An 18204-nucleotide genomic window follows, 5' to 3' on the forward strand; every position below is an offset into this window, starting at 1 on the left:
GCGGCCTCGAACGGAGTGCTCGACCGCTCCCCGTTTACCATGGTGGTCTGTTTCATGGTCACTACTCACATTTGCTTAAGAGTGAGATATATAGTAGTATATAGTCCTTGTACCCGGATATAGCGCTAATAGTAGGGTACTTACCCATCCTTCATCTCCGTACGGGTGATGACAGACTCACCGAGCGGTGGACTCTCGCGTCGTCGCTTTCTGACAAGCTCCGGTGCGCTGGGAGCGCTGGCGTTGGCCGGCTGTACGGAGCAGTCCTCGGGGTCGGGATCGGGTTCCGGCTCTGGAACCGGCACCAGTGCGGGCGGCAGCACCGACAGCGCGGGGGGGCAGCTCTCGGGCGAGATCACGCTTACCGGGAGTAGCACCGTCTACCCGCTCGCGACGGCTATCGGAAACGAGTTCCAGAAGGAACACGACCAGGTCGACATCAGCCTCTCGCCGACCGGCTCCGGCGGTGGGTTCAGCAATCACTTCTGCGTCGGCAACTCCGATTTCAACAACGCCTCGCGGCCGATCACGCAGTCCGAACAGGATCTCTGTTCGGAGAACGGCGTCGAGTACCACGAGATCAACGTGGCGACGGACGCGCTGACCGTCATCGTCAACACCGAGAACGACTGGGTGGACTGCATGACGCCGGACCAGCTCCGCCAGATCTGGCGGGCCGACGGGGCCTCGACGTGGGCGGACGTGAACGCAGACTGGCCCGACGAGCCGATCAAGCGCTTCGGCGCGGCGGACACCTCGGGGACCTTCGACTACTTCAACGAGGCCATCCTCGGTGAGGAGGCGAACCACACCGGTAACTACGAGGCCACCGAGAAGGACAACCTCATCCTCCAGGGCGTCCAGCAGGACCAGTACGGCATCGGTTACTTCGGCTTCGCGTACTACCAGGGCAACCAGAGCGCGGTGAAGGCGCTCGGCATCGACAACGGCAACGGCTGCGTGAAGCCGTCCATCGAATCGGCCAAGGCCGGCGAGTACAAGCCCCTCTCGCGCCCGCTCTTTACCTACCCGCGAAAGGAGGCGCTCGCGGAGGAGCACATCGCCGAGTTCGCTCGCTTCTACGTCGAGCAGAGCGCCAACGCCGACCTGGTCTCCGAACAGATCGGGTTCGTGCCGAAGACCGAGGAGACGATGCAGTCCGAACTCGAAGCGCTGAACCAGGTCATCTCCGAGGTCCAGTAACGAGACCGCTATATAGACGATAGAGAGATACGGATACATTCCGAGTGCTTTTTCCCGAGATACGCAGAAATGAGCCTACAACACGATGAGTAGCGAGGGACAGACTCCGGACCTGTCGGGGGACCGGGGATTCAGGTCGGTCCGTGAGTCGGCATACAAGTACGCGCTGGCGGGCTGTGCCGTTCTGTCTGTCCTGACGACGGTCAGTATCATCGCGGTGCTGGTGCTCGACGCTTCGCAGTTCTTCGCCGAGTACCCGATCCTCGAGTTCCTGACCGGTACGGAGTTCAGTCCCAATCTCGAACCCGTTTCCTTCGGCGTGCTGCCCCTTATTCTCGGGACGCTCCTCATCACGTTCGGCGCGGCCCTCATCGCGCTCCCGATCGGCGTGCTGACGGCAATCTACCTCAGCGAGTACGCGAGCAAGCGGACGCGGTCGGTCCTCAAACCGATGCTCGAAGTCCTCGCCGGCGTGCCGACCGTCGTCTATGGCTACTTCGCGATCGTCTACATCACTCCGGCGCTGAACGCTGCTATCGGCGTTCTCAACGGCGCACTCGGAACCGAAATCTCGCGGCTCGGACTGTTCAACGGCCTCTCGGCGTCGGTCGTCGTCGGCATCATGATCATCCCGATGGTCTCCTCTATCAGCGAGGACGCGATGAACTCGGTCCCCGACTCGCTTCGTCAGGCGGGCTACGGGCTCGGCGCGACGAAGTTCAACGTCTCCGTGACCATCGTCGTTCCGGCGGCCGTCTCCGGCATCGCCTCGTCGTTCATTCTGGCCATCTCGCGGGCCATCGGCGAGACGATGGCCGTCGTGCTGGCCGCCGGGTCCCAGCCGCCGGACATCCCGCCGGTCCAGCAGGCCTTCGGCGTCCCCTACGTCGCACCCACGGACATCCTCTCGCTGTTCACCGAGAGCTCCGCGACGATGACCGTGGCGATGATCGATATCGCCAGCGGCGACATCTCGGGCGGGTCGACCGCCTACAAGTCGCTGTTCGCCATCGGACTGACGCTGTTCGTCATCACGCTCGCGATGAACGTCGTCAGCGACCTCGTGGCGAGGCGCTACCGGGAGGAATACGAGTAAATGGCCACGAAAGCACCCACACAGACGGAGTTCGGCGAGGTCAGCAGGATCAAGGGAATCGTCTTCAAGTACGTCTCGTTCGTCGCGTCGATCGTCGGCATCCTCGCGCTGGGCGTGTTGCTGGCGTACGTGTTCTGGGACGCGCTCGGCTTAGAGAGCGCCGGAACCGGCTGGTATCTGGCTTACACGGGGACGCTCCTGGTCCCGCTGTTGGCGTTCTTCGCGTACGCGCGGACGAGACCAGAAGTGGTCGCCGGGGCGTTCGAACTGTTCAGCCTGACGCTCGCCGGCGTCATGCTGACCGTCGCATCGGTGATCATCCTCTCCATCATCGCGAGCCCCGCGGTGTGGTTCGCGTACTTCCTGACCGTCGTCGGACCGCTGCTGGCGCTGTTCGTCTACGGCCAGTACGAACGCGAGGCGACCTGGGTCGGGCTGGCGATGCTCCTCACGCTCGTCGCCGGCCCCGTCGTCGGCACGCTCGGACTGGGCATTCTGACGACACTCGGTTCCCTGCTCGGGTCGCCCGGGGTGTACTTCCTCTCGCTCGTGATCCCTGGTGCGGCGCTGGCGGCGTTCCTGGCCGCCGAACGATTCGACGCGTCGCGCCGTCTGAGCCTCGGTATCGGCGTCGCCCTCCCGGCCCTGGCGGTCGTCGCCGTCCCGCTCGTCGACACCGTCCCCGCGATCTCTCGGTCCGTGTGGCTCATCGCGCTCGTCATGCTCGGCCTCCCGGTCGGCTACGCGGTCGCCAACACGGCCCGCACGCGCGAACGTCGGTCGGCGTTCGCGTTGCCGGTCATCGCGGTCGCCGGTTTCCTGGCCGGGGGCGCTATCGTCGACGCCATCGGTGCGACGAAGCCCTCGCCGTGGCTCGACTGGCAGTACCTCACCAGCAGTCCGTCGATCTCGAACGCAGCGGAAGCGGGGCTGTACCCCGCGATCATCGGGTCGATATTCCTCATCGTCCTGGTGAGCGTCTTCACCTTCGTGTTCGGCGTCGGCGCGGCCATCTACCTCGAGGAGTACGCGCCGGACAACGGCGTCCTCGGCACGGCCACCCGGATCATCAACGTCAACATCTCGAACCTCGCCGGCGTCCCCTCGGTCGTCTACGGGCTGCTTGGCCTCGGCATCTTCGTGAACATCGAGGCGCAACTGGGCCCGCTCACCTACGGCGGATTCGGCGTCGGGACGGTGTTCACCGCAGCGCTGACGCTCTCCTTGCTCATCCTTCCGATCGTCATCATCTCCGCGCAGGAGGCGATCCGATCCGTGCCCAGTTCCCTGCGCCAGGCGTCCTACGGGATGGGTGCGACCCGTTGGCAGACGATTCGGAACGTCGTCCTGCCGCGGTCGCTGCCGGGCATCCTCACCGGGACGATCCTGGCGCTCGGTCGGGCCATCGGCGAGACGGCCCCGCTCATCATGATCGGAGCGGCGACGACGAAGTTCTCGCCGCCAGCGGGCCTGTTCAGCAAGCTCACGGCGATGCCGATGCAGATCTACGCGTGGGCGTTCCTGCCCGGCGAGGACTTCCGGTACGGCGTCGTCGCGGCCGGCGTGGTGACGCTACTCATCGTCATGCTGACGATGAACTCCGTCGCGATACTCGTACGCAACAAATATCAACAGGAGGCGAACTAATGACTTCACAGGACATGGCCAGTGAGACCGAGGCTGAGACCGACGACGACTCTCTCGTGACGACCGACCCCGGGAAAGGCGGGCTCGACGAGAACGACGACCGGGGCTCGGTGGCCCAGACGGGCGCCGGGACCGTCATCGAGTCGCGGGACCTCGACGTGTTCTACGGCGAGACCCAGGCGCTCCAGAACATCGACCTGGCCATCCCGGAGAACCAGGTGACGGCCATGATCGGCCCGTCGGGCTGTGGCAAGTCGACGTTCCTCCGGTGTATCAACCGCATGAACGACCTCATCGACATCGCCCGCGTCGAGGGGTCGCTCACCTTCAAGGGGAAGAACGTCTACGACACCGACGTGGACCCGGTGGCGCTCCGCCGCCGGATCGGGATGGTGTTCCAGCACCCCAACCCCTTCCCAAAGAGCATCTACGACAACGTCGCCTACGGCCTGCGCATCCAGGACAAGACGGAGAACATGGACGAGGTCGTCGAGCGCTCGCTGAAGAAGGCCGCGCTGTGGGACGAGGTGAGCGACCGCCTCGACGACTCCGCGCTGGACCTCTCGGGCGGCCAGCAACAGCGCCTCTGCATCGCGCGCGCCATCGCCGTCGACCCCGAAGTCATCCTGATGGACGAGCCGGCCTCGGCGCTCGACCCCATCGCCACCTCGCAAATCGAGGACCTCATCGAGGAACTGGCCACGGAGTACACGGTCGTCATCGTCACGCACAACATGCAGCAGGCGGCCCGCATCTCCGATAAGACGGCCGTCTTCCTCACCGGCGGCGAACTCGTGGAGTTCGACGACACCGACAAGATCTTCGAGAACCCCGAGAGCCAGCGCGTCGAGGACTACATCACCGGCAAATTCGGATAGCCGGTTTTCGCGGCCCTGTATCCGTCTACGCCTCCGTGCCGCTCACCGCTCCAGCGTCGCCTCGGTGTCGATGCCGTACACCGATTTGGGCGTCTCGACGTGGGCCGTCCGCACCGCGTCGTCGTGGCCGTTCTCCAGCAGCCAGCGGACGCGCCGTGGCACGGTCTTCGGGCCGAGCACCGCGCCGGGCCGGTCCGGGTCGTCGATGTAGTCCGTCTCCATCAGGAACGGCTCGTCCTCGGCGACCGCGATCTCCACTTCGTCCTTGTCGGCCAGCACCGACTTGACCGGGCCGGTGAGCCGACCGCCCGAGTAGTGCTTGACGACCTGCGTGCGGTCGAGGCCGCGTTCTTCGGCCCACTGCGCGACCTCCTCGAAGTCCTCACCGCCTTCGGTGTGGAGCTGTATCGCACAGCCCGCCTCGGCGGCCCGCTCGAAGCCGTGACGCATAACCTCGTTCGAGGCCGCCCAGACCGCGTCGTCCACCTCGTAGTGGGGCCGCCCGGACTTCATCGCGAGCGCACGTCCCTCGGCGACGTACTCCGCCGCCACGTCGAGGCCGGCCTGCATGACGTCGCGGGCCTCCTCGGGCGTGTGGCCGTCGCCGACCAGTTTCGAGACGAGCGCCGGGTGGACGCCCAGTACCGGCCACGCCCGCCCGTCGAGTACGTCCGACGCGTCGGCGGCCGCCTCGACGGTCAGGTCGAACACCTCCCGGAACGTCGCTTCATCGGTGGCCTTCTCGACGAGGTGCCAGGAGGGCTTGTTGAGAACCAGCAGGTGCGTCCCGCCGTGGTCGGCGAACTCCGCGGCCGCCTCGACGTTCCGGCCGTTGACCGGGTCGAGGTGGAGGTGATTGTCCAGCACCGGCGTGTCGTCGATGTCCATACGCGGCACACGGACGCGCCCGGAGAAAACACTTGCCGACTCGGCCGTCCGCAACGACGACCGACCGCCGCTCACTCGCCGAGCGTCACCGCCTCGTCGGCGGCGTTCCCGAGCGCGTCCGACCGACCGTACTCGCCCGGCGCGACGGCGACGGTCCGGACGCCCTCTCTGCCGGCCACCTCCAGCGCGGGCTTGAAGTCCGTATCCCGCGAGGCGACGACCAGCACGTCGATCTGTCCGTCGACGACGGCTTCCGTCGCGTCGACGGCGAGGCGCACGTCCACGTCGCCGCTGGTGATGACGACCTCGAACCCCCGCGCTTCGGCGGCCTGGATGAGCCCCGGCGACGCGTTCTGGTCGACGTAGAGGCGAGTCAGCGCCAGCGGGCCGTACGTCTCGGCCAGTTCGCGAACCTCGTCCAGGTCCACGTCGAACTCCCCCCGAAGCACGTTCGGTCCGTCCACGAATAGCCCCACCCGCGTCCGCGACTCGTCCGCGCCGGAAATCCGTCGAAGCAGCTTCATAGACGCTGTTTCCCGCTGAGGTGTTTATGCGTGCCGTTTCGGAGAATAAACTGATAACAGCTATATCAAAGCGCTCGGATGTCGGCGCGCGACCGGCCCAGGAGAGTGCGTCGGAGAGCTATTCCACGCCCCACAACCAATTTGGAACCACTGGACGCAGACCAATTTGTGTCCCCTGAATTCAGTTCCCGCGCGCGAGCGCTCGCACTGCCCTACTACGAGGACGCCCTTCCCGCCCACGACGAGTTCCACGCGAACCGGGTCCGCGACCTGGCGCTCCGACTGGCCGCCGACGTGGATAGCCCGATCGACGAGGAGCTCCTCGCCGCCGCGGCGTGGCTCCACGACATCGGCCGGCCGCTCGAACGGACCGGCGAGATCGACGACCACGGTCGGTGGGCGGCCCGGGAGGTCGGGGAACTGCTCGGAACGGAAAACGTCACGACGGAGCGACTCACCGCAGTCCAGCACTGCCTCCGAACGCACAGCATTCGGTCGAGTTCGCCCGACCCCGAACGCATCGAGGCGAAACTGCTCTTCGACGCCGACAAACTGGACGCCATCGGAGCGGTCGGTATCGTCCGTCTCGCCGCCATCGTCGGTGAACGGTCAGAGCGATCGGGCGGGAGATACGCCGTCATCGACGACGCGACGGCTGTCCGGAAGGCGACCGCAGACCAGCGGGACGCGTCGCTCCTCCGGGAGTGGGCGAGCGAGCGGCTGACCGCGCTCCACACCGAGCCCGCGCAGCGGCTCGGCGCGTCGCGCTGGGAGTACGTGGTGGACTTCTTCGAGCGGTTCCGCGGCGAAATCGGGCCGGACGCGACCCGATAAGCCGTCTCTGGCGCTTCTGGGCGGCGTTGATCGAAACGGGCCACTCTCTGCGCAGGGCGATTTGCTATCGCCGCATATGGTTTATGGATTCCATCGAGGCCAAACGGTAAGACCGCTCGGCGTGTGCTATTCGGTATGACACTGCGGTCTTCGCCGCTCTCGGGGTCGCACGCGCGAACGGACGCCTCGCTCACCGATTTCGGTGGGTGGGAGATGCCCGTCGAGTTCGACTCGATCAGGGCCGAACACGAGGCCGTCCGCGAGGCGGTCGGGAAGTTCGACGTCTCGCACATGGGCCAGGTCACGGTCTCCGGCCCGGATGCCGCGGCGCTGACACAGCGGCTGACGACGAACGATGTGTCCGCGCTCGACCCCGGCGAGGCGCAGTACGCGGCGATCACCGACGCGGACGGGGTCATGCTCGACGACACCGTCGTCTACCGGCTCCCCGACGGCGTTGACGACGACTACCTGTTCGTCCCCAACGCGGGCCACGACGGGGAGATGACGGAGCGGTGGCTCACCGAGCGCGACGACCGCGGCCTCGACGCCGCGGTGACGAACCGGACCGAGGAGTACGCCATGATCGCCGTACAGGGTCCCGAGGCTCCCGATCTGCTGGCGGCCGAGACGGACGTGGCCCTCGGCGACCTCACCCGGTTCGAGGTGGTTTCGGGGACGGTCGCCGGCATCGAGTCGCTCGTCGCGCGGACCGGATACACCGGAGAGCGCGGCTTCGAGGTGCTCTGTCCGTGGTCCTCGGCCGAGACGGTCTGGGGCGCGCTCGAGTGCCAGTCCTGCGGCCTCGGCGCGCGCGACACCCTCCGCTTGGAGATGGGCTTCCTGCTCTCCGGGCAGGACTTCCACCCGACCGAGGACCCCCGGACGCCCTACGAGGCAGGCATCGGCTGGACCGTCAAGCTCGACACGGAGTTCGTCGGCCGCGACGCGCTGGAGGCCGTCGAAGCGGAGGGGCCGGACGAGAAGCTCGTCGGCATCGAACTGATCGACCGGGGCGTCCCGCGACACGGCTACGAGGTGACGACGCCGGACGGCGAGCCGATCGGTCGCGTCACCAGCGGGACGATGAGCCCGACGCTGGGGGAGCCGATCGCGCTCGGCTACGTCTCGGTGGCCCACGCCGAACCGGACACGGCCGTCCGCGTCGTGGTTCGCGGGGAACCGAAGAAAGCACGTACCAGGAGCACGCCATTCCTCGACAGATGAGCTTCGACGTTCCCGACGACCTGCGATACCTGGACACCCACGAGTGGGTCCGCGCGACGGACGCGACCGCCGAAATCGGCATCTCGGACTTCGCGCAGGACGAACTCGGCGACGTGGTGTTCGTCGAACTGCCCGACGAGGGGGCCGAGCTGACCGCCGGCGAGGACTTCGGCGTCGTCGAATCGATCAAGGCCGTCTCGGACGTGTACGCCCCCGTCTCCGGGACGGTCACGGCGGTCAACGACCGGCTCCGGGACGAACCGGAACTGCTGAACGAGGACCCCTACGGCGACGGCTGGATGCTCGAAATCGACCTCACGGACGAGAGCGAACTCGACGACCTGCTCTCGCCGGCTGACTACCGCGACCAGATCGAGTGAGGTCGCCTCGTGTTGCATAGGAGGAAGGAGTAGCCTAATGTAGGCACGGCCGCTACGAGCGGGTAGCATGTCTTTTGGCCCTGGTGAGTGGACTTCCCATGAGCGAGCGTGAGACAGAGCGCGGCAGTCCGTACGCGCCGCAGACGGCCGCGGAGACGACGGCGATGCTCGACGCGGTGGGCGCTGCCGACCTCGAATCGCTGTTCGACGTGCCCGAGAGCGTCGCCTTCGACGGCGAGTTCGGCATCGACGCCCGGAGCGAGCGAGAGACGAAGCGCGAGGTGGCGCGCCTGCTCCGACGGAACGCGGACCTCACCGAGTTCCTCGGTCGAGGCCACTACGACCACTACGTTCCGAGCGTGGTCGACGACCTCGCCGGCCGCTCGGAGTTCCTGACCTCGTACACGCAGTACCAGCCGGAGGTCGCACAGGGCTTCCTGCAGGCGCTGTTCGAGTACCAGTCGATGCTGGTCGAACTCACGGGACTCGGCGTCGCCAACTGCTCGATGTACGACGACGCGACGGCGCTCGGCGAGGCCGCGACGCTCTCTCAGCGCGTGCGTTCGGTCTCAGGCGACCGGATTCTGGTGCCCGGCCACCTCCGCGAGGGGAAGCGCGCCGTGCTCGCGAACTACGCTGACGGTCCGGGACTGTCGGTCGAGTCCTATCCGATGGACGACGGGGCCGTCGACGTCGACGCACTCGCGGACGCCATCGACAGCGAGACGGCGATGGTCTACGCCGAGACGCCGACGGTCCGGGGCGTCGTCGAGGAGAACCTCGGGGCGATCGGCGACCTCGCCGACGACCACGACGCGCTGTTCTGTCTCGGCTCCGACCCGGTGGCGCTGTCCCTGCTGGAGCGACCGGTCGACGTGGGCGCGGACGTGGTCGTCGGCGACGCCGGCTCGCTCGGCACCGGCACGGCCTACGGGTTCGGTCTCGGGATGTTCGTCACGCGCGAGGAGTACCTACGCCAGGTCCCCGGCCGGCTCGTCGGAGCCAGCGAGGACGCCGCAGACCGCCGCGCGTACACGCTGACGCTCCAGACCCGCGAACAGCACATCCGCAAGGAACGGGCCACCTCGAACATCTGCACGAACCAGGCGTGGGTCGCGCTCCGGACCGCGATGCACGCCGCGTGGCTCGGCCCCGACGGGCTGGTCGACCTCGCGAACGAGTGCGTGACGCGGCCCCGCGACCTCGCCGCCCGCCTCGACGAGGTCGTCGGCCTGCAGGCCCCGGTCCACGACCGCCACCACTTCCGGGAGTTCGTCGCCCGCACCGACCAGCCGGCGAGCGCCGTCGCGGGCGACCTCCTCGACGAGGGGTACGCCGTCAGCGAGGTCGGCGAGCACCTGATCCAGGTCTGCGCCACGGAGACTACCGCCGAGGCCGAGGACGGCCTCGTCGCGGCGCTGTCGGAGGTGGCGAAGTGACGCCCGCCTCACTGCGTTCGGCGAACCACCGTGGGACAAACCGCGTCCCACGAGCTTCACGCTCGACACGGAGGTGTCTCGCGTGAAATACGACCAGGCCCGCTGGACCGACGACGGCGACGACCGCTATGAGCCGCTGCTCTCGGAGAAGGCGAACGAGACGGTCGAGATCGAGGACGCGGCGTTACCCGACGACTTGACGCGGGATTCGCTCACGCTCCCGGACCCGGCCGAGCCGGAACTGGCGCGTCACTACACGCGCCTCTCGCAGATGAACTACGGCGTCGAGAGCGGGCCGTTCCCGCTCGGCTCCTGTACGATGAAGTACAACCCCTCGTTCACGGAGGACGTGGCCGCTCGACCCGACGCCGCGATCCACCCGGACCGCCCAGACGCGACGGTCCAGGGGACGCTAGCGCTGTGTCACCGCCTGCAGGACTACCTCGGTCGCATCGGCGGAATGGACGCCGTCACCCTCCAGCCGCCGGCGGGCGCGGCCGGCGAGTTCACCGGCATCGAAATCGCGAAGGCCTACCACGAGGCCAACGACGAGGAGCGCCGGGAGGTCGTCATTCCGGACTCCGCCCACGGGACGAACTTCGCGACGGCGGCGATGGCCGGCTACGAGGTGGTCGAGCTGCCGAGCGACGACGACGGCCGCGTCGACACCGAGGCGCTCGCCGCCGCGGTCGGCGACGACACCGCCGCGCTGATGCTCACGAACCCCAACACGCTCGGGCTGTTCGAACGCGACATCGAGGAGATCGCGGACCTCGTCCACGACGCGGGCGGACTGCTGTACTACGACGGCGCGAACCTCAACGCGCTGCTGGGGCGCGCTCGTCCCGGCGACATGGGCTTCGACGTGATGCACTACAACGTCCACAAGACGTTCGCCACGCCCCACGGCGGGGGTGGGCCAGGAGCCGGGCCGGTCGGCGTCCGCGAGGGGCTGGCGCGGTTCCTGCCGAATCCCCACGTCAGGGAGCGCGATGGGAACTACGAGTACTACGAGCCAGAGGCGTCGATCGGCAAGGTCCACGGCTTCTACGGCAACTGGCCGGTGCTGGTCAAGGCGTTCGCCTACATCGCCCGACTCGGCGACGCCGGCCTGCGAGACGCCAGCGCCAAGGCCGTGCTGAACGCGAACTACCTCGCCGAGCAGATCGACTACGACGTGCCCTTCGGCCCGTTCCACCACGAGTTCGTCGCGAGCGCGGGCGAGCAGGACGCGGCCGACGCAGCGAAGCGGATGCTCGACTACGGCGTCCACCCGCCGACGACGAAGTGGCCCGAAATCGTCGACGAGGCGCTGATGACCGAGCCGACCGAGGGCGAGACGAAGCGGTCGCTCGACCAGCTCGCGGCCGCGTTCGACGCCGTGGCCGCCGAGGACGACGAGACGCTCGCCGCGGCGCCGTCTCGGCCCGCGGCCAGGCGCATCGACCAGGTCAGCGCCGCCAGGAACCCTCGGCTCTCCTGGCAGGCCCTCGACGACGCGTAGTCGGCCGATTTCGACATCTGATACTCTCGCCCGAGTGTATATATCAGGCCACCGAGTAGGGAGAGGTATCCGGATTTCATGACCGATACGCTTCGGCTGCTGTACGTGGGTCCCGACCCCGGTGATGCGGGTCGCGGGCCCGAGCACGATTCGGCCTCGGTTACGTCGGTCACCACGGCCGCGGACGCGCTGTCGGAGCTGACCTCGGAGACTTACGACGGCGTCGTGTGTGAGCACAGACCGGGGACCGAGACGGGGATCGATGCGCTGGCGTCGATACGCGAGCGGCGACCGGACCTTCCGGTCGTGCTCTGTACGGCGGAGCCGGACGGCGTCGTCGCCGCCCGGGCCACCCGACACGACGTGACCGAGTACGTCCCCCGGAGCGAGGCCGACCCGTTCGACCGGCTCGTGGAGGTCGTCGGGGGAATCGCCGCCGACCGAACCGCTCGGGAGCGGACGCTTCGAGCCAACAACGAGGTCCTCCAGGACCTGACACTGCTGGCGACCGAGGCGGGCGTCAGCGAGCGTGAGACCGTCGAACGGGCCCTCGAAATCGGCCTCCGTCGGTTCGACCTCTCGTTCGGCTACCTGAGCCGAATCGAGGACGGGACACACGAGATCGTGACGGCGGTCGGTGATCGGCCGGGCCTGAAACAGGGCCTTGAAACGCCGCTCGAAGCGACCTACTGCCGGGCGGTGATGGAGACCGGCGACAGCTACGCCATCGTCGACGCCGTCGCGGAGGGGTGGGAAGACACGTATCGCCAGAGCGGCATCGCCTGTTACCTCGGCGGCCGTATCACGGTCGACGGGGAGCCGTACGGGACGCTCTGTTTCGCCGAGGAGACTCCGAACCAGGAACCGTTTTCCGACACCGAAGAGGCGTTTCTCGAACTGCTCGTCGAGTGGGTGAGCCGCGAGCTAGAGCGGCGACAGCGCGAGCGCGAACTCGAACGCTACGAGGACATCATCGAGGCGGTCGACGACGGCGTCTACGCGCTCGACTCCGAGGGGTACTTCGAGTTCGTCAATCAGGCCATGACCGACCTCACGGGCTACGCCGAAGCGGAACTGCTCGGCTCGCACACGAGCTTCATCAAGAACGACGCGGTCGTCGAGCGGGCGGAGCGAATCGTCCGCGAGATGATTTTCGAGGATCGCGACGACGAGGCGACATTCGAACTCGAAGTGCAGGCGGCCTCCGGCGAGTCGCTCCCCGCCGAGGACCACATGACGCTCCTGTACGGCGACGAGGAGCGGTTCGCCGGGACGGCGGGAGTCATCCGCGACATCACGGCCCGGAAGGAACGCGACGAGGCGCTGTCGGCCCTGCTCGATACGACGCGTTCGCTGATGCAGGCCCGAACGCCCGAGGCGGTCGCGGAGACGGTCAGGGAGGCGGCCCAGTCGGACCTCGGGTTCGACCTCTGTCTGGTCAGGCTCTACGACGAGGGCACCGACACGCTCCGGCCGGTCGCCGGGTCCGACGGGCTGCCGACGCGGCCGGTGTACGGCGCCGACGAGGGCTTTCCCGGCGAGACGTTCCAGCGCGGCGAGTCGACCATCGTCGACGACTTCGACCGGGTGGAGACGTTCGACGATGACGACATCTCGGCGGCCATGTACGTCCCGCTCGGTGACCACGGCGTTCTGAGCGTGGGGTCGACCGACGGGACGTTCGACGACGCCGACGTGTCCGTCGCGGAGATCTTGGCGTCGAACGCCGCGGCCGCGTTCGACCGTGTCGAGCGCGAGACGCGTCTGCTCCGGTACGAGTCCGTCGTCGAGAACGTCCGCGACATGGTGTACGTCCTCGACGCCGACGGCCGCTTCCAGCTGGTCACCGAACCCCTCGCGGAGTACCTGGGCTTCGAGCGAGCGTCGCTCGTCGGCGCCCATCCGCGTGAGGTCCTGGACGAGTCGGCCGTCGACGCGTTCGAGCGCCAGATCCGGGAGCTCCGCGGCAGCGACGACCCGGGCCTCATCGAACTCGAGACGACGCTGGAGACGGCCGACGGATCCGAGCGGCCCGCGGAGATCGAAGTGTCACTGCTCGACGACGGGCAGTTCCAGGGGACCGTCGGCGTCGTTCGAGATCTGACGGACCTCAAGCGGGCCCGCGCGGAACTGGCGGACGAGCGCGACCGGTTCTCGTACCTGTTCGACACGCTCCCCGACGCGGTCGTCGAGACCGAGACCGTCGGCGACGCGCAGTTCGTCAGGTCGGTCAATCCGGCGTTCGCGGACGTGTTCGGCCACGATCCCGACGCGGCCGTCGACCGGCGGCTCTCGGATCTCCTCCGGCCGCCAGACACCGGTTCGCGCGACGATCTCCCGCGGTTCGACGAGTGCTCGACCGACGGAGACCCGCTCCAGGCCGAGGTGCGGCTCATGACCGAGACGGGCTTCCGGGACTTCCTCTTCAGGGGGGTCCCCTACAGCCGGGACGACGACCGAGTCCGCGGGTTCGGTATCTACACCGACATCACGGAGCAACGCGAGCGCGAGCGCCGGCTGAAGGTCCTCAACCGCGTGCTCCGGCACAATCTTCGCAACGACCTCACGGTCGTCCTCGGCATGGCAGACGCGCTTGACGAGCGCATCGATGACGACGAGCTGCTGGCGATTCTCGACCGCTTGCAGGGGAAAGCCGAAGAGGTGGCGGCGCTGAGCCAGCGCGCCCGCGAGATCGAGCGGTCGGTCCGCCGCGACCGGTTCGGGGCGGACCCGGTGGACGTGCCGACGACCGCGCGGCGGGTCGTCGACGCCTGCCGCGAGGAGTTCGGCGCGCGCATCGAGACGGCGCTCCCGTCGACGTCGGTCCCGGCGGCGGACGGGAGACTGCACCGTGTGCTTTCCGAACTCGTCGAAAACAGCATCGAACACGGCGGGACCGATCCGACCGTTCGCGTCGGCGTCGAGGCGTCCGACCGGACCGTTCGCATCACCGTCGCCGACGACGGGCCGGGGATTCCGCGACAGGAGCTCGACGTAGTGACGGGCGACGAACCGATCACGCAACTCCGTCACGGCAGCGGGCTTGGGCTGTGGCTCGTCATCTGGGTAACGGAGACGTACGGCGGCACCGTGTCGTTCGACGGCGGCGACGACGACGGCACGGTCGTCACGCTCGAAGTGCCACGGACGGACGTCTAGACTTCGTCGCGGATGCGGTCGGCGAGGACGCTGTACTGCTCCGTGCCGGTCCCCTTCTGGACGACGGCCGTGACACCGTTCTCGGCGGCCACGTCCGCCACGTCCTCGCGCTCGCGAGCGGTAAACAGCAGAAACGGGATCGACTGTCCGCGCTCTCGAATGGCGCTACAGAGCTCGACACCGTCCAGGCGCGGCATCTTGTAGTCGCTCACGACGGCGTCGAACTCCTCCTCGAAGACCCGTTCGAGCGCCGCCTCCGGGTCCGTCTCGCTCGTGACCTCGAACCCGTCTTCCTGCCCGAGAAATGTGCCGACGATCTCCAGCACGTCCGCGTCTTCGTCCACCAGTAACACCTCGATGCTCATTACAACTAGGTGCGAGACACCGCGGTAAAAACTCTCGGTCAGCGCATCGAGGACAGGTCGACGACGACCGACCGGTCGACGGTGATCCACGTCGAGAGCCGGGCGAGCCCCGACAGCCCCTCCGGCGAGACGGTACACCGGTCTGGTTCGCCGGAATACTCGACGACGGTCATCGACAGCGTCGGGGGCGTTTCCGGGTGGTCGGGTGCCGAATCTGTCGCGTCGGCCGCGTCCGGATCGAGGCTCATCGATGTGTCCGGAGCCACACCGGGCGCATGTAAAACAGCTGCTAAGAGCTCTCTATATCGGTACGGAGAGCTACGCCGTCTGTCCGGTGTCGACCTCACCGTCGATGCGGACGAACCCGTAGTCGCACTCCGGGCAGTGCCACTTGACCTTCGTGCCCAAGTGCATCGTCGTGCTGGCGACCTTCCAGAAGTCGCGGTACTCTTCGCATTCGGGGCAGTAGTGTTCGAGTTCCAGGCTCATGCCCTGACGTTTCGCTCGGGGGCAATTGAATTTCCCGGTTCCGCTCGCGCCGCCGAAGCAGGCAAACGGCTCCGGCCCGAAGCCGGGCTATGACCGCGCCAGCGTACGAACCCGGCAATCCGACGGCCTTCGCCCTGGACGCCGACGCCCCGCCGCCCGAGCGCACCGAGACGGCGACGTTCGGGATGGGCTGTTTCTGGGGGCCGGACGCCCGATTCGGGGCGATGGACGGCGTCGTCCGGACGCGCGTCGGCTACGCCGGCGGGACCGACGCCGATCCCAGTTACTACTCGCTGGGCGACCATACCGAGGTCGTCCAGATCGAGTACGACCCCGACAGACTCTCGTATTCGGACCTGCTGGACGTGTTCTGGGCGAACCACGCCCCCTTTTCTGCCCCGCACAAACGCCAGTACCGCGGCGTCGTCCTGACCCACGACGAGCCCCAGCGCGAGGTCGCCGAAGACTCGCGTGAGGCCCTCGAATCGAGGACGGGGAAAGCGGTCGAGACGGCCGTCGAGTCGCTGGACCGCTTCTACCTGGCCGAGGACTACCACCAGAAGTACGAGCTCCGGTCGACGCCGGTCGTCGCAGACGAGCTCGAAGGCGTCTACGGCGACGCGTTCGTGGATTCGACGGTCGCCGCGCGGCTCAACGGCTTCCTCGCGGGCCACGGAGATTCCGACCAGCGCGACGCGGTCTTCGCCGCGCTGGACCTCACGCCGGCCGCCCTGTCCGAAGTTCGGCGGCGGCTCTGAGTGGCGACGGGCGGTGAACCGACCGGCGAGTGGTGGACCTCAGCCGCGTCGGGCGACCGCCCGCAGCGCCGCTCGCGGGGTCGTGCCGAACGCGGCGACGATACCGCCACAGCAGAGCACGACGAGCCAGTAGGTACAGAGCCGATAGAGGAGCGTGACGCCCGCCGCGAGCGTCGGATCGAGGCCGCTCACGGCGATCACCAGTCCCGTCATGACGAGTTCGACGCCACCGAGTCCGCCCGGGACAGGTGCGAGCGACGCGAAGCCGGCCATCGGAACGACGAAGAGCGCGACGGCGACGGGGACGGTCGTCCCGAGCGCCGCCGCGCTCGTCACCAGAGGAACGCTGAACGCGACCCAGCCGACGAGCGCCCACGCGAACCCGAGCAGGACCCGCTGGCGGTCGCCAGCCACCGCACCGACCGTCGCGTAGAACTTCTCGACCTCGGCGGCGAGCGCCTCGGGTCGGGCCGCCCGGTACACCGTCGGGGACACCCGCCCAACGGTCGCCTGGACGAGCGCGGCGACCGCCAGCAGCGTCCGCCCGACGACACGTCGGCGGTACCAGAGGGTGACGGCCAGTAGCAGCGTCCCGCCGCCGACGACGGCGAGGACGGACCCGAGCGACCGGAGCCCCGGCGTCCAGGGAAGGGTGACGACGACGTAGCCGAACCCGACTCCGGCCAGACAGAGCGAGGCGAGCAGCGACTGCAGTTCGGTGACCGTCACCGGCGCGAGGTTCTCGACGTAGGGGCGGTCCAGTTCCGTCCCCACGCCGTAGGCGACGACGGCGGTCCCGAGGGCGTGTCCCATCGGCAGGATCTGCTTCGTGAGCAGCCCCAGGGAGAACACGACGAAGTTCCGCCACGGCGACAGGGTCGCGCCGGACGCCGCGAGGAGGTGCCGCTGGGACTCGCTCCACGCCACCGCTCCGAACGCCGTCACGACGACGCCGAGGGCGAACACCGAGAGGTCGGTTCCGCGGAGAGCCGCCCCGAGCCGAGGCAGGTCGACCAGCCAGAGAAACCCCGCCAGGAGCGCGCACGCCAGCAGGGCCGAAGCCACCAGTCGCCACCGTCGGAGGGCCATTCCCTTCGACAGCCGTCCGGGAGCGAGATAAGTCTGGTTCACGCCGCGGGACGGACCGGCGAGACTGCGGCCGGTTGCCCGCGCGGCCCGGCCCTGTCTCGGGAGCGCTGGCCGCTGCATCACGCGCCCCCCAATCATTCGCCCACGCCTATAAGACGCTGGCAGTGCCACTTCCGTCTATGACAATCTACACCGGTCGCGGCGACCAGGGCCAGACCGACCTCCGGACCATGGAGCGGGTGTCGAAAGACAGCCGCCGCATCGAAGCCTACGGGACCGTCGACGAGGTGAACGCGCTGGTGGGCGTCGTCAGACCGACCGGGTACGACGACATCGACGAGAAACTGCGCGAGATACAGAACCACCTCCACATCGTCCAGGCCGACTTCGCCAACCCGAGCCCGGAGGAGGACGACCCGCAGATCGACGAGTCCCACGTCGATTCGCTGGAGGCGTTCATCGACGACGCCGACGCCGAACTGGACCCCCTGGAGTCGTTCATCCTCCCGTCGGGCTCCGAGCCCGGGGCGAAGCTCCACCACGCGCGGGCCGTCTGTCGCCGCGCAGAGCGCCGCTGCGTCTCCTTCGCGGCCGAGGAGGCCGGCGTCAACGAGGCGGCCATCGTCTACCTCAATCGGCTCTCGGACGCGCTGTTCACACTGGCCCGCCTCGTCAACAAGCGCGAGGGCGTCCGCGAGGAGAACCCCGAGTACTGAGCGAGCCG

18 protein-coding genes are annotated in these 18204 nt (G+C 67.9%); 12 read left to right on the forward strand and 6 right to left on the reverse strand.

What is annotated here, in order from left to right:
* Positions 1-168 precede the first annotated feature (168 nt).
* From GM656_RS07060 to pstB, 4 genes are all read left to right on the forward strand, one after another.
* Positions 169-1203: a PstS family phosphate ABC transporter substrate-binding protein gene (locus GM656_RS07060; protein WP_162412960.1), complete on the forward strand. Its 1035-nt coding sequence runs from the start codon at positions 169-171 to the stop codon at positions 1201-1203.
* 85 nt (positions 1204-1288) lie between these two features.
* Positions 1289-2299, forward strand: a complete 1011-nt coding sequence (pstC, locus tag GM656_RS07065; protein ID WP_162412961.1) for a phosphate ABC transporter permease subunit PstC — start codon at positions 1289-1291, stop codon at positions 2297-2299.
* 906 nt (positions 2300-3205) lie between these two features.
* Complete coding sequence (gene pstA, locus GM656_RS19595; protein WP_394352095.1) at positions 3206-3946, forward strand: phosphate ABC transporter permease PstA; 741 nt, start codon at positions 3206-3208, stop codon at positions 3944-3946.
* On the forward strand, positions 3946-4824 hold the full coding sequence (gene pstB, locus GM656_RS07075) for a phosphate ABC transporter ATP-binding protein PstB (RefSeq protein ID WP_162412963.1): 879 nt from the start codon (positions 3946-3948) through the stop codon (positions 4822-4824). Before pstA ends, pstB begins: the two co-directional genes overlap by 1 nt.
* A 42-nt stretch (positions 4825-4866) precedes the next feature.
* On the opposite strand, the gene GM656_RS07080 is transcribed toward pstB, so the two are convergent.
* Positions 4867-5712 (reverse strand): TatD family hydrolase, encoded by an 846-nt coding sequence (locus tag GM656_RS07080; protein WP_162412964.1) that lies wholly within the window; start codon positions 5710-5712, stop codon positions 4867-4869.
* Between the two features lie 71 nt (positions 5713-5783).
* Entirely contained in the window at positions 5784-6236 is a 453-nt protein-coding gene (locus GM656_RS07085; RefSeq protein WP_162412965.1) for an NYN domain-containing protein, read from the reverse strand.
* Positions 6237-6404: 168 nt separating this feature from the next.
* On the opposite strand from GM656_RS07085, the gene GM656_RS07090 reads away from it, so the two are divergent.
* The 6 genes from GM656_RS07090 (at position 6405) to GM656_RS07115 (ending at position 14779) form a co-directional block, all read left to right on the forward strand.
* Positions 6405-7070 (forward strand): HD domain-containing protein, encoded by a 666-nt coding sequence (locus GM656_RS07090; RefSeq protein WP_241692716.1) that lies wholly within the window; start codon positions 6405-6407, stop codon positions 7068-7070.
* Between the two features lie 135 nt (positions 7071-7205).
* A complete protein-coding gene (gene gcvT / locus GM656_RS07095) occupies positions 7206-8297 on the forward strand; it encodes a glycine cleavage system aminomethyltransferase GcvT (protein WP_162412967.1) in 1092 nt (363 codons plus the stop codon).
* The gene (gcvH, locus tag GM656_RS07100) at positions 8294-8677 is read left to right on the forward strand and encodes a glycine cleavage system protein GcvH (RefSeq protein ID WP_162412968.1); all 384 of its coding nucleotides are present in this window, start codon (positions 8294-8296) and stop codon (positions 8675-8677) included. Before gcvT ends, gcvH begins: the two co-directional genes overlap by 4 nt.
* Before the next feature lie 98 nt (positions 8678-8775).
* On the forward strand, positions 8776-10116 hold the full coding sequence (gene gcvPA / locus GM656_RS07105; RefSeq protein ID WP_162412969.1) for an aminomethyl-transferring glycine dehydrogenase subunit GcvPA: 1341 nt from the start codon (positions 8776-8778) through the stop codon (positions 10114-10116).
* An 82-nt stretch (positions 10117-10198) separates the two neighbouring features.
* Positions 10199-11620 carry an aminomethyl-transferring glycine dehydrogenase subunit GcvPB gene (gcvPB, locus tag GM656_RS07110; protein ID WP_162412970.1) on the forward strand — a complete coding sequence of 474 codons (1422 nt, stop codon included), beginning with the start codon at positions 10199-10201 and terminating at the stop codon, positions 11618-11620.
* Positions 11621-11698: 78 nt separating this feature from the next.
* Positions 11699-14779: a PAS domain S-box protein gene (locus tag GM656_RS07115; RefSeq protein ID WP_162412971.1), complete on the forward strand. Its 3081-nt coding sequence runs from the start codon at positions 11699-11701 to the stop codon at positions 14777-14779.
* Here GM656_RS07115 and GM656_RS07120 read toward each other — a convergent pair.
* The 3 genes from GM656_RS07120 to GM656_RS19040 form a co-directional block, all read right to left on the reverse strand.
* Positions 14776-15144 (reverse strand): response regulator, encoded by a 369-nt coding sequence (locus GM656_RS07120; RefSeq protein WP_162412972.1) that lies wholly within the window; start codon positions 15142-15144, stop codon positions 14776-14778. The genes GM656_RS07115 and GM656_RS07120 overlap by 4 nt on opposite strands.
* Before the next feature lie 38 nt (positions 15145-15182).
* Positions 15183-15392: a DUF7511 domain-containing protein gene (locus GM656_RS07125; RefSeq protein ID WP_162412973.1), complete on the reverse strand. Its 210-nt coding sequence runs from the start codon at positions 15390-15392 to the stop codon at positions 15183-15185.
* A gap of 70 nt (positions 15393-15462) precedes the next feature.
* Positions 15463-15633 (reverse strand): DUF7838 family putative zinc beta-ribbon protein, encoded by a 171-nt coding sequence (locus GM656_RS19040; RefSeq protein ID WP_174242945.1) that lies wholly within the window; start codon positions 15631-15633, stop codon positions 15463-15465.
* An 89-nt stretch (positions 15634-15722) separates the two neighbouring features.
* Here GM656_RS19040 and msrA point away from each other — a divergent pair, with 89 nt between their 5' ends.
* Positions 15723-16391 (forward strand): peptide-methionine (S)-S-oxide reductase MsrA, encoded by a 669-nt coding sequence (msrA, locus tag GM656_RS07130; protein ID WP_162412974.1) that lies wholly within the window; start codon positions 15723-15725, stop codon positions 16389-16391.
* A 39-nt stretch (positions 16392-16430) separates the two neighbouring features.
* Here msrA and GM656_RS07135 read toward each other — a convergent pair whose 3' ends face one another.
* Entirely contained in the window at positions 16431-17480 is a 1050-nt protein-coding gene (locus tag GM656_RS07135) for a lysylphosphatidylglycerol synthase transmembrane domain-containing protein (protein WP_162412975.1), read from the reverse strand.
* A gap of 179 nt (positions 17481-17659) precedes the next feature.
* Here GM656_RS07135 and GM656_RS07140 point away from each other — a divergent pair, with 179 nt between their 5' ends.
* A complete protein-coding gene (locus GM656_RS07140) occupies positions 17660-18196 on the forward strand; it encodes a cob(I)yrinic acid a,c-diamide adenosyltransferase (RefSeq protein ID WP_162412976.1) in 537 nt (178 codons plus the stop codon).
* Positions 18197-18204: the final 8 nt, after the last annotated feature.

It is taken from the genome of Haloarcula salina (assembly GCF_010119195.1).
GTDB classification, from domain to species: Archaea; Halobacteriota; Halobacteria; order Halobacteriales; family Haloarculaceae; genus Haloarcula; species Haloarcula salina.

Excerpts from the sequence above, each read along its gene's own strand:
- GM656_RS07080 (WP_162412964.1), bottom strand. The coding sequence starts at position 5,712 with ATGGACATCGACGACACGCCGGTGCTGGACAATCACCTCCACCTCGAC.
- GM656_RS07060 (WP_162412960.1), top strand. The coding sequence starts at position 169 with ATGACAGACTCACCGAGCGGTGGACTCTCGCGTCGTCGCTTTCTGACA.
- gcvH (WP_162412968.1), top strand. The coding sequence starts at position 8,294 with ATGAGCTTCGACGTTCCCGACGACCTGCGATACCTGGACACCCACGAG.
- GM656_RS07140 (WP_162412976.1), top strand. The coding sequence starts at position 17,660 with ATGACAATCTACACCGGTCGCGGCGACCAGGGCCAGACCGACCTCCGG.
- gcvPA (WP_162412969.1), top strand. The coding sequence starts at position 8,776 with ATGAGCGAGCGTGAGACAGAGCGCGGCAGTCCGTACGCGCCGCAGACG.
- GM656_RS07125 (WP_162412973.1), bottom strand. The coding sequence starts at position 15,392 with ATGAGCCTCGATCCGGACGCGGCCGACGCGACAGATTCGGCACCCGAC.
- GM656_RS19040 (WP_174242945.1), bottom strand. The coding sequence starts at position 15,633 with ATGAGCCTGGAACTCGAACACTACTGCCCCGAATGCGAAGAGTACCGC.
- pstB (WP_162412963.1), top strand. The coding sequence starts at position 3,946 with ATGACTTCACAGGACATGGCCAGTGAGACCGAGGCTGAGACCGACGAC.
- pstC (WP_162412961.1), top strand. The coding sequence starts at position 1,289 with ATGAGTAGCGAGGGACAGACTCCGGACCTGTCGGGGGACCGGGGATTC.
- GM656_RS07120 (WP_162412972.1), bottom strand. The coding sequence starts at position 15,144 with ATGAGCATCGAGGTGTTACTGGTGGACGAAGACGCGGACGTGCTGGAG.
- gcvT (WP_162412967.1), top strand. The coding sequence starts at position 7,206 with ATGACACTGCGGTCTTCGCCGCTCTCGGGGTCGCACGCGCGAACGGAC.
- GM656_RS07115 (WP_162412971.1), top strand. The coding sequence starts at position 11,699 with ATGACCGATACGCTTCGGCTGCTGTACGTGGGTCCCGACCCCGGTGAT.
- GM656_RS07085 (WP_162412965.1), bottom strand. The coding sequence starts at position 6,236 with ATGAAGCTGCTTCGACGGATTTCCGGCGCGGACGAGTCGCGGACGCGG.
- msrA (WP_162412974.1), top strand. The coding sequence starts at position 15,723 with ATGACCGCGCCAGCGTACGAACCCGGCAATCCGACGGCCTTCGCCCTG.
- GM656_RS07135 (WP_162412975.1), bottom strand. The coding sequence starts at position 17,480 with ATGGCCCTCCGACGGTGGCGACTGGTGGCTTCGGCCCTGCTGGCGTGC.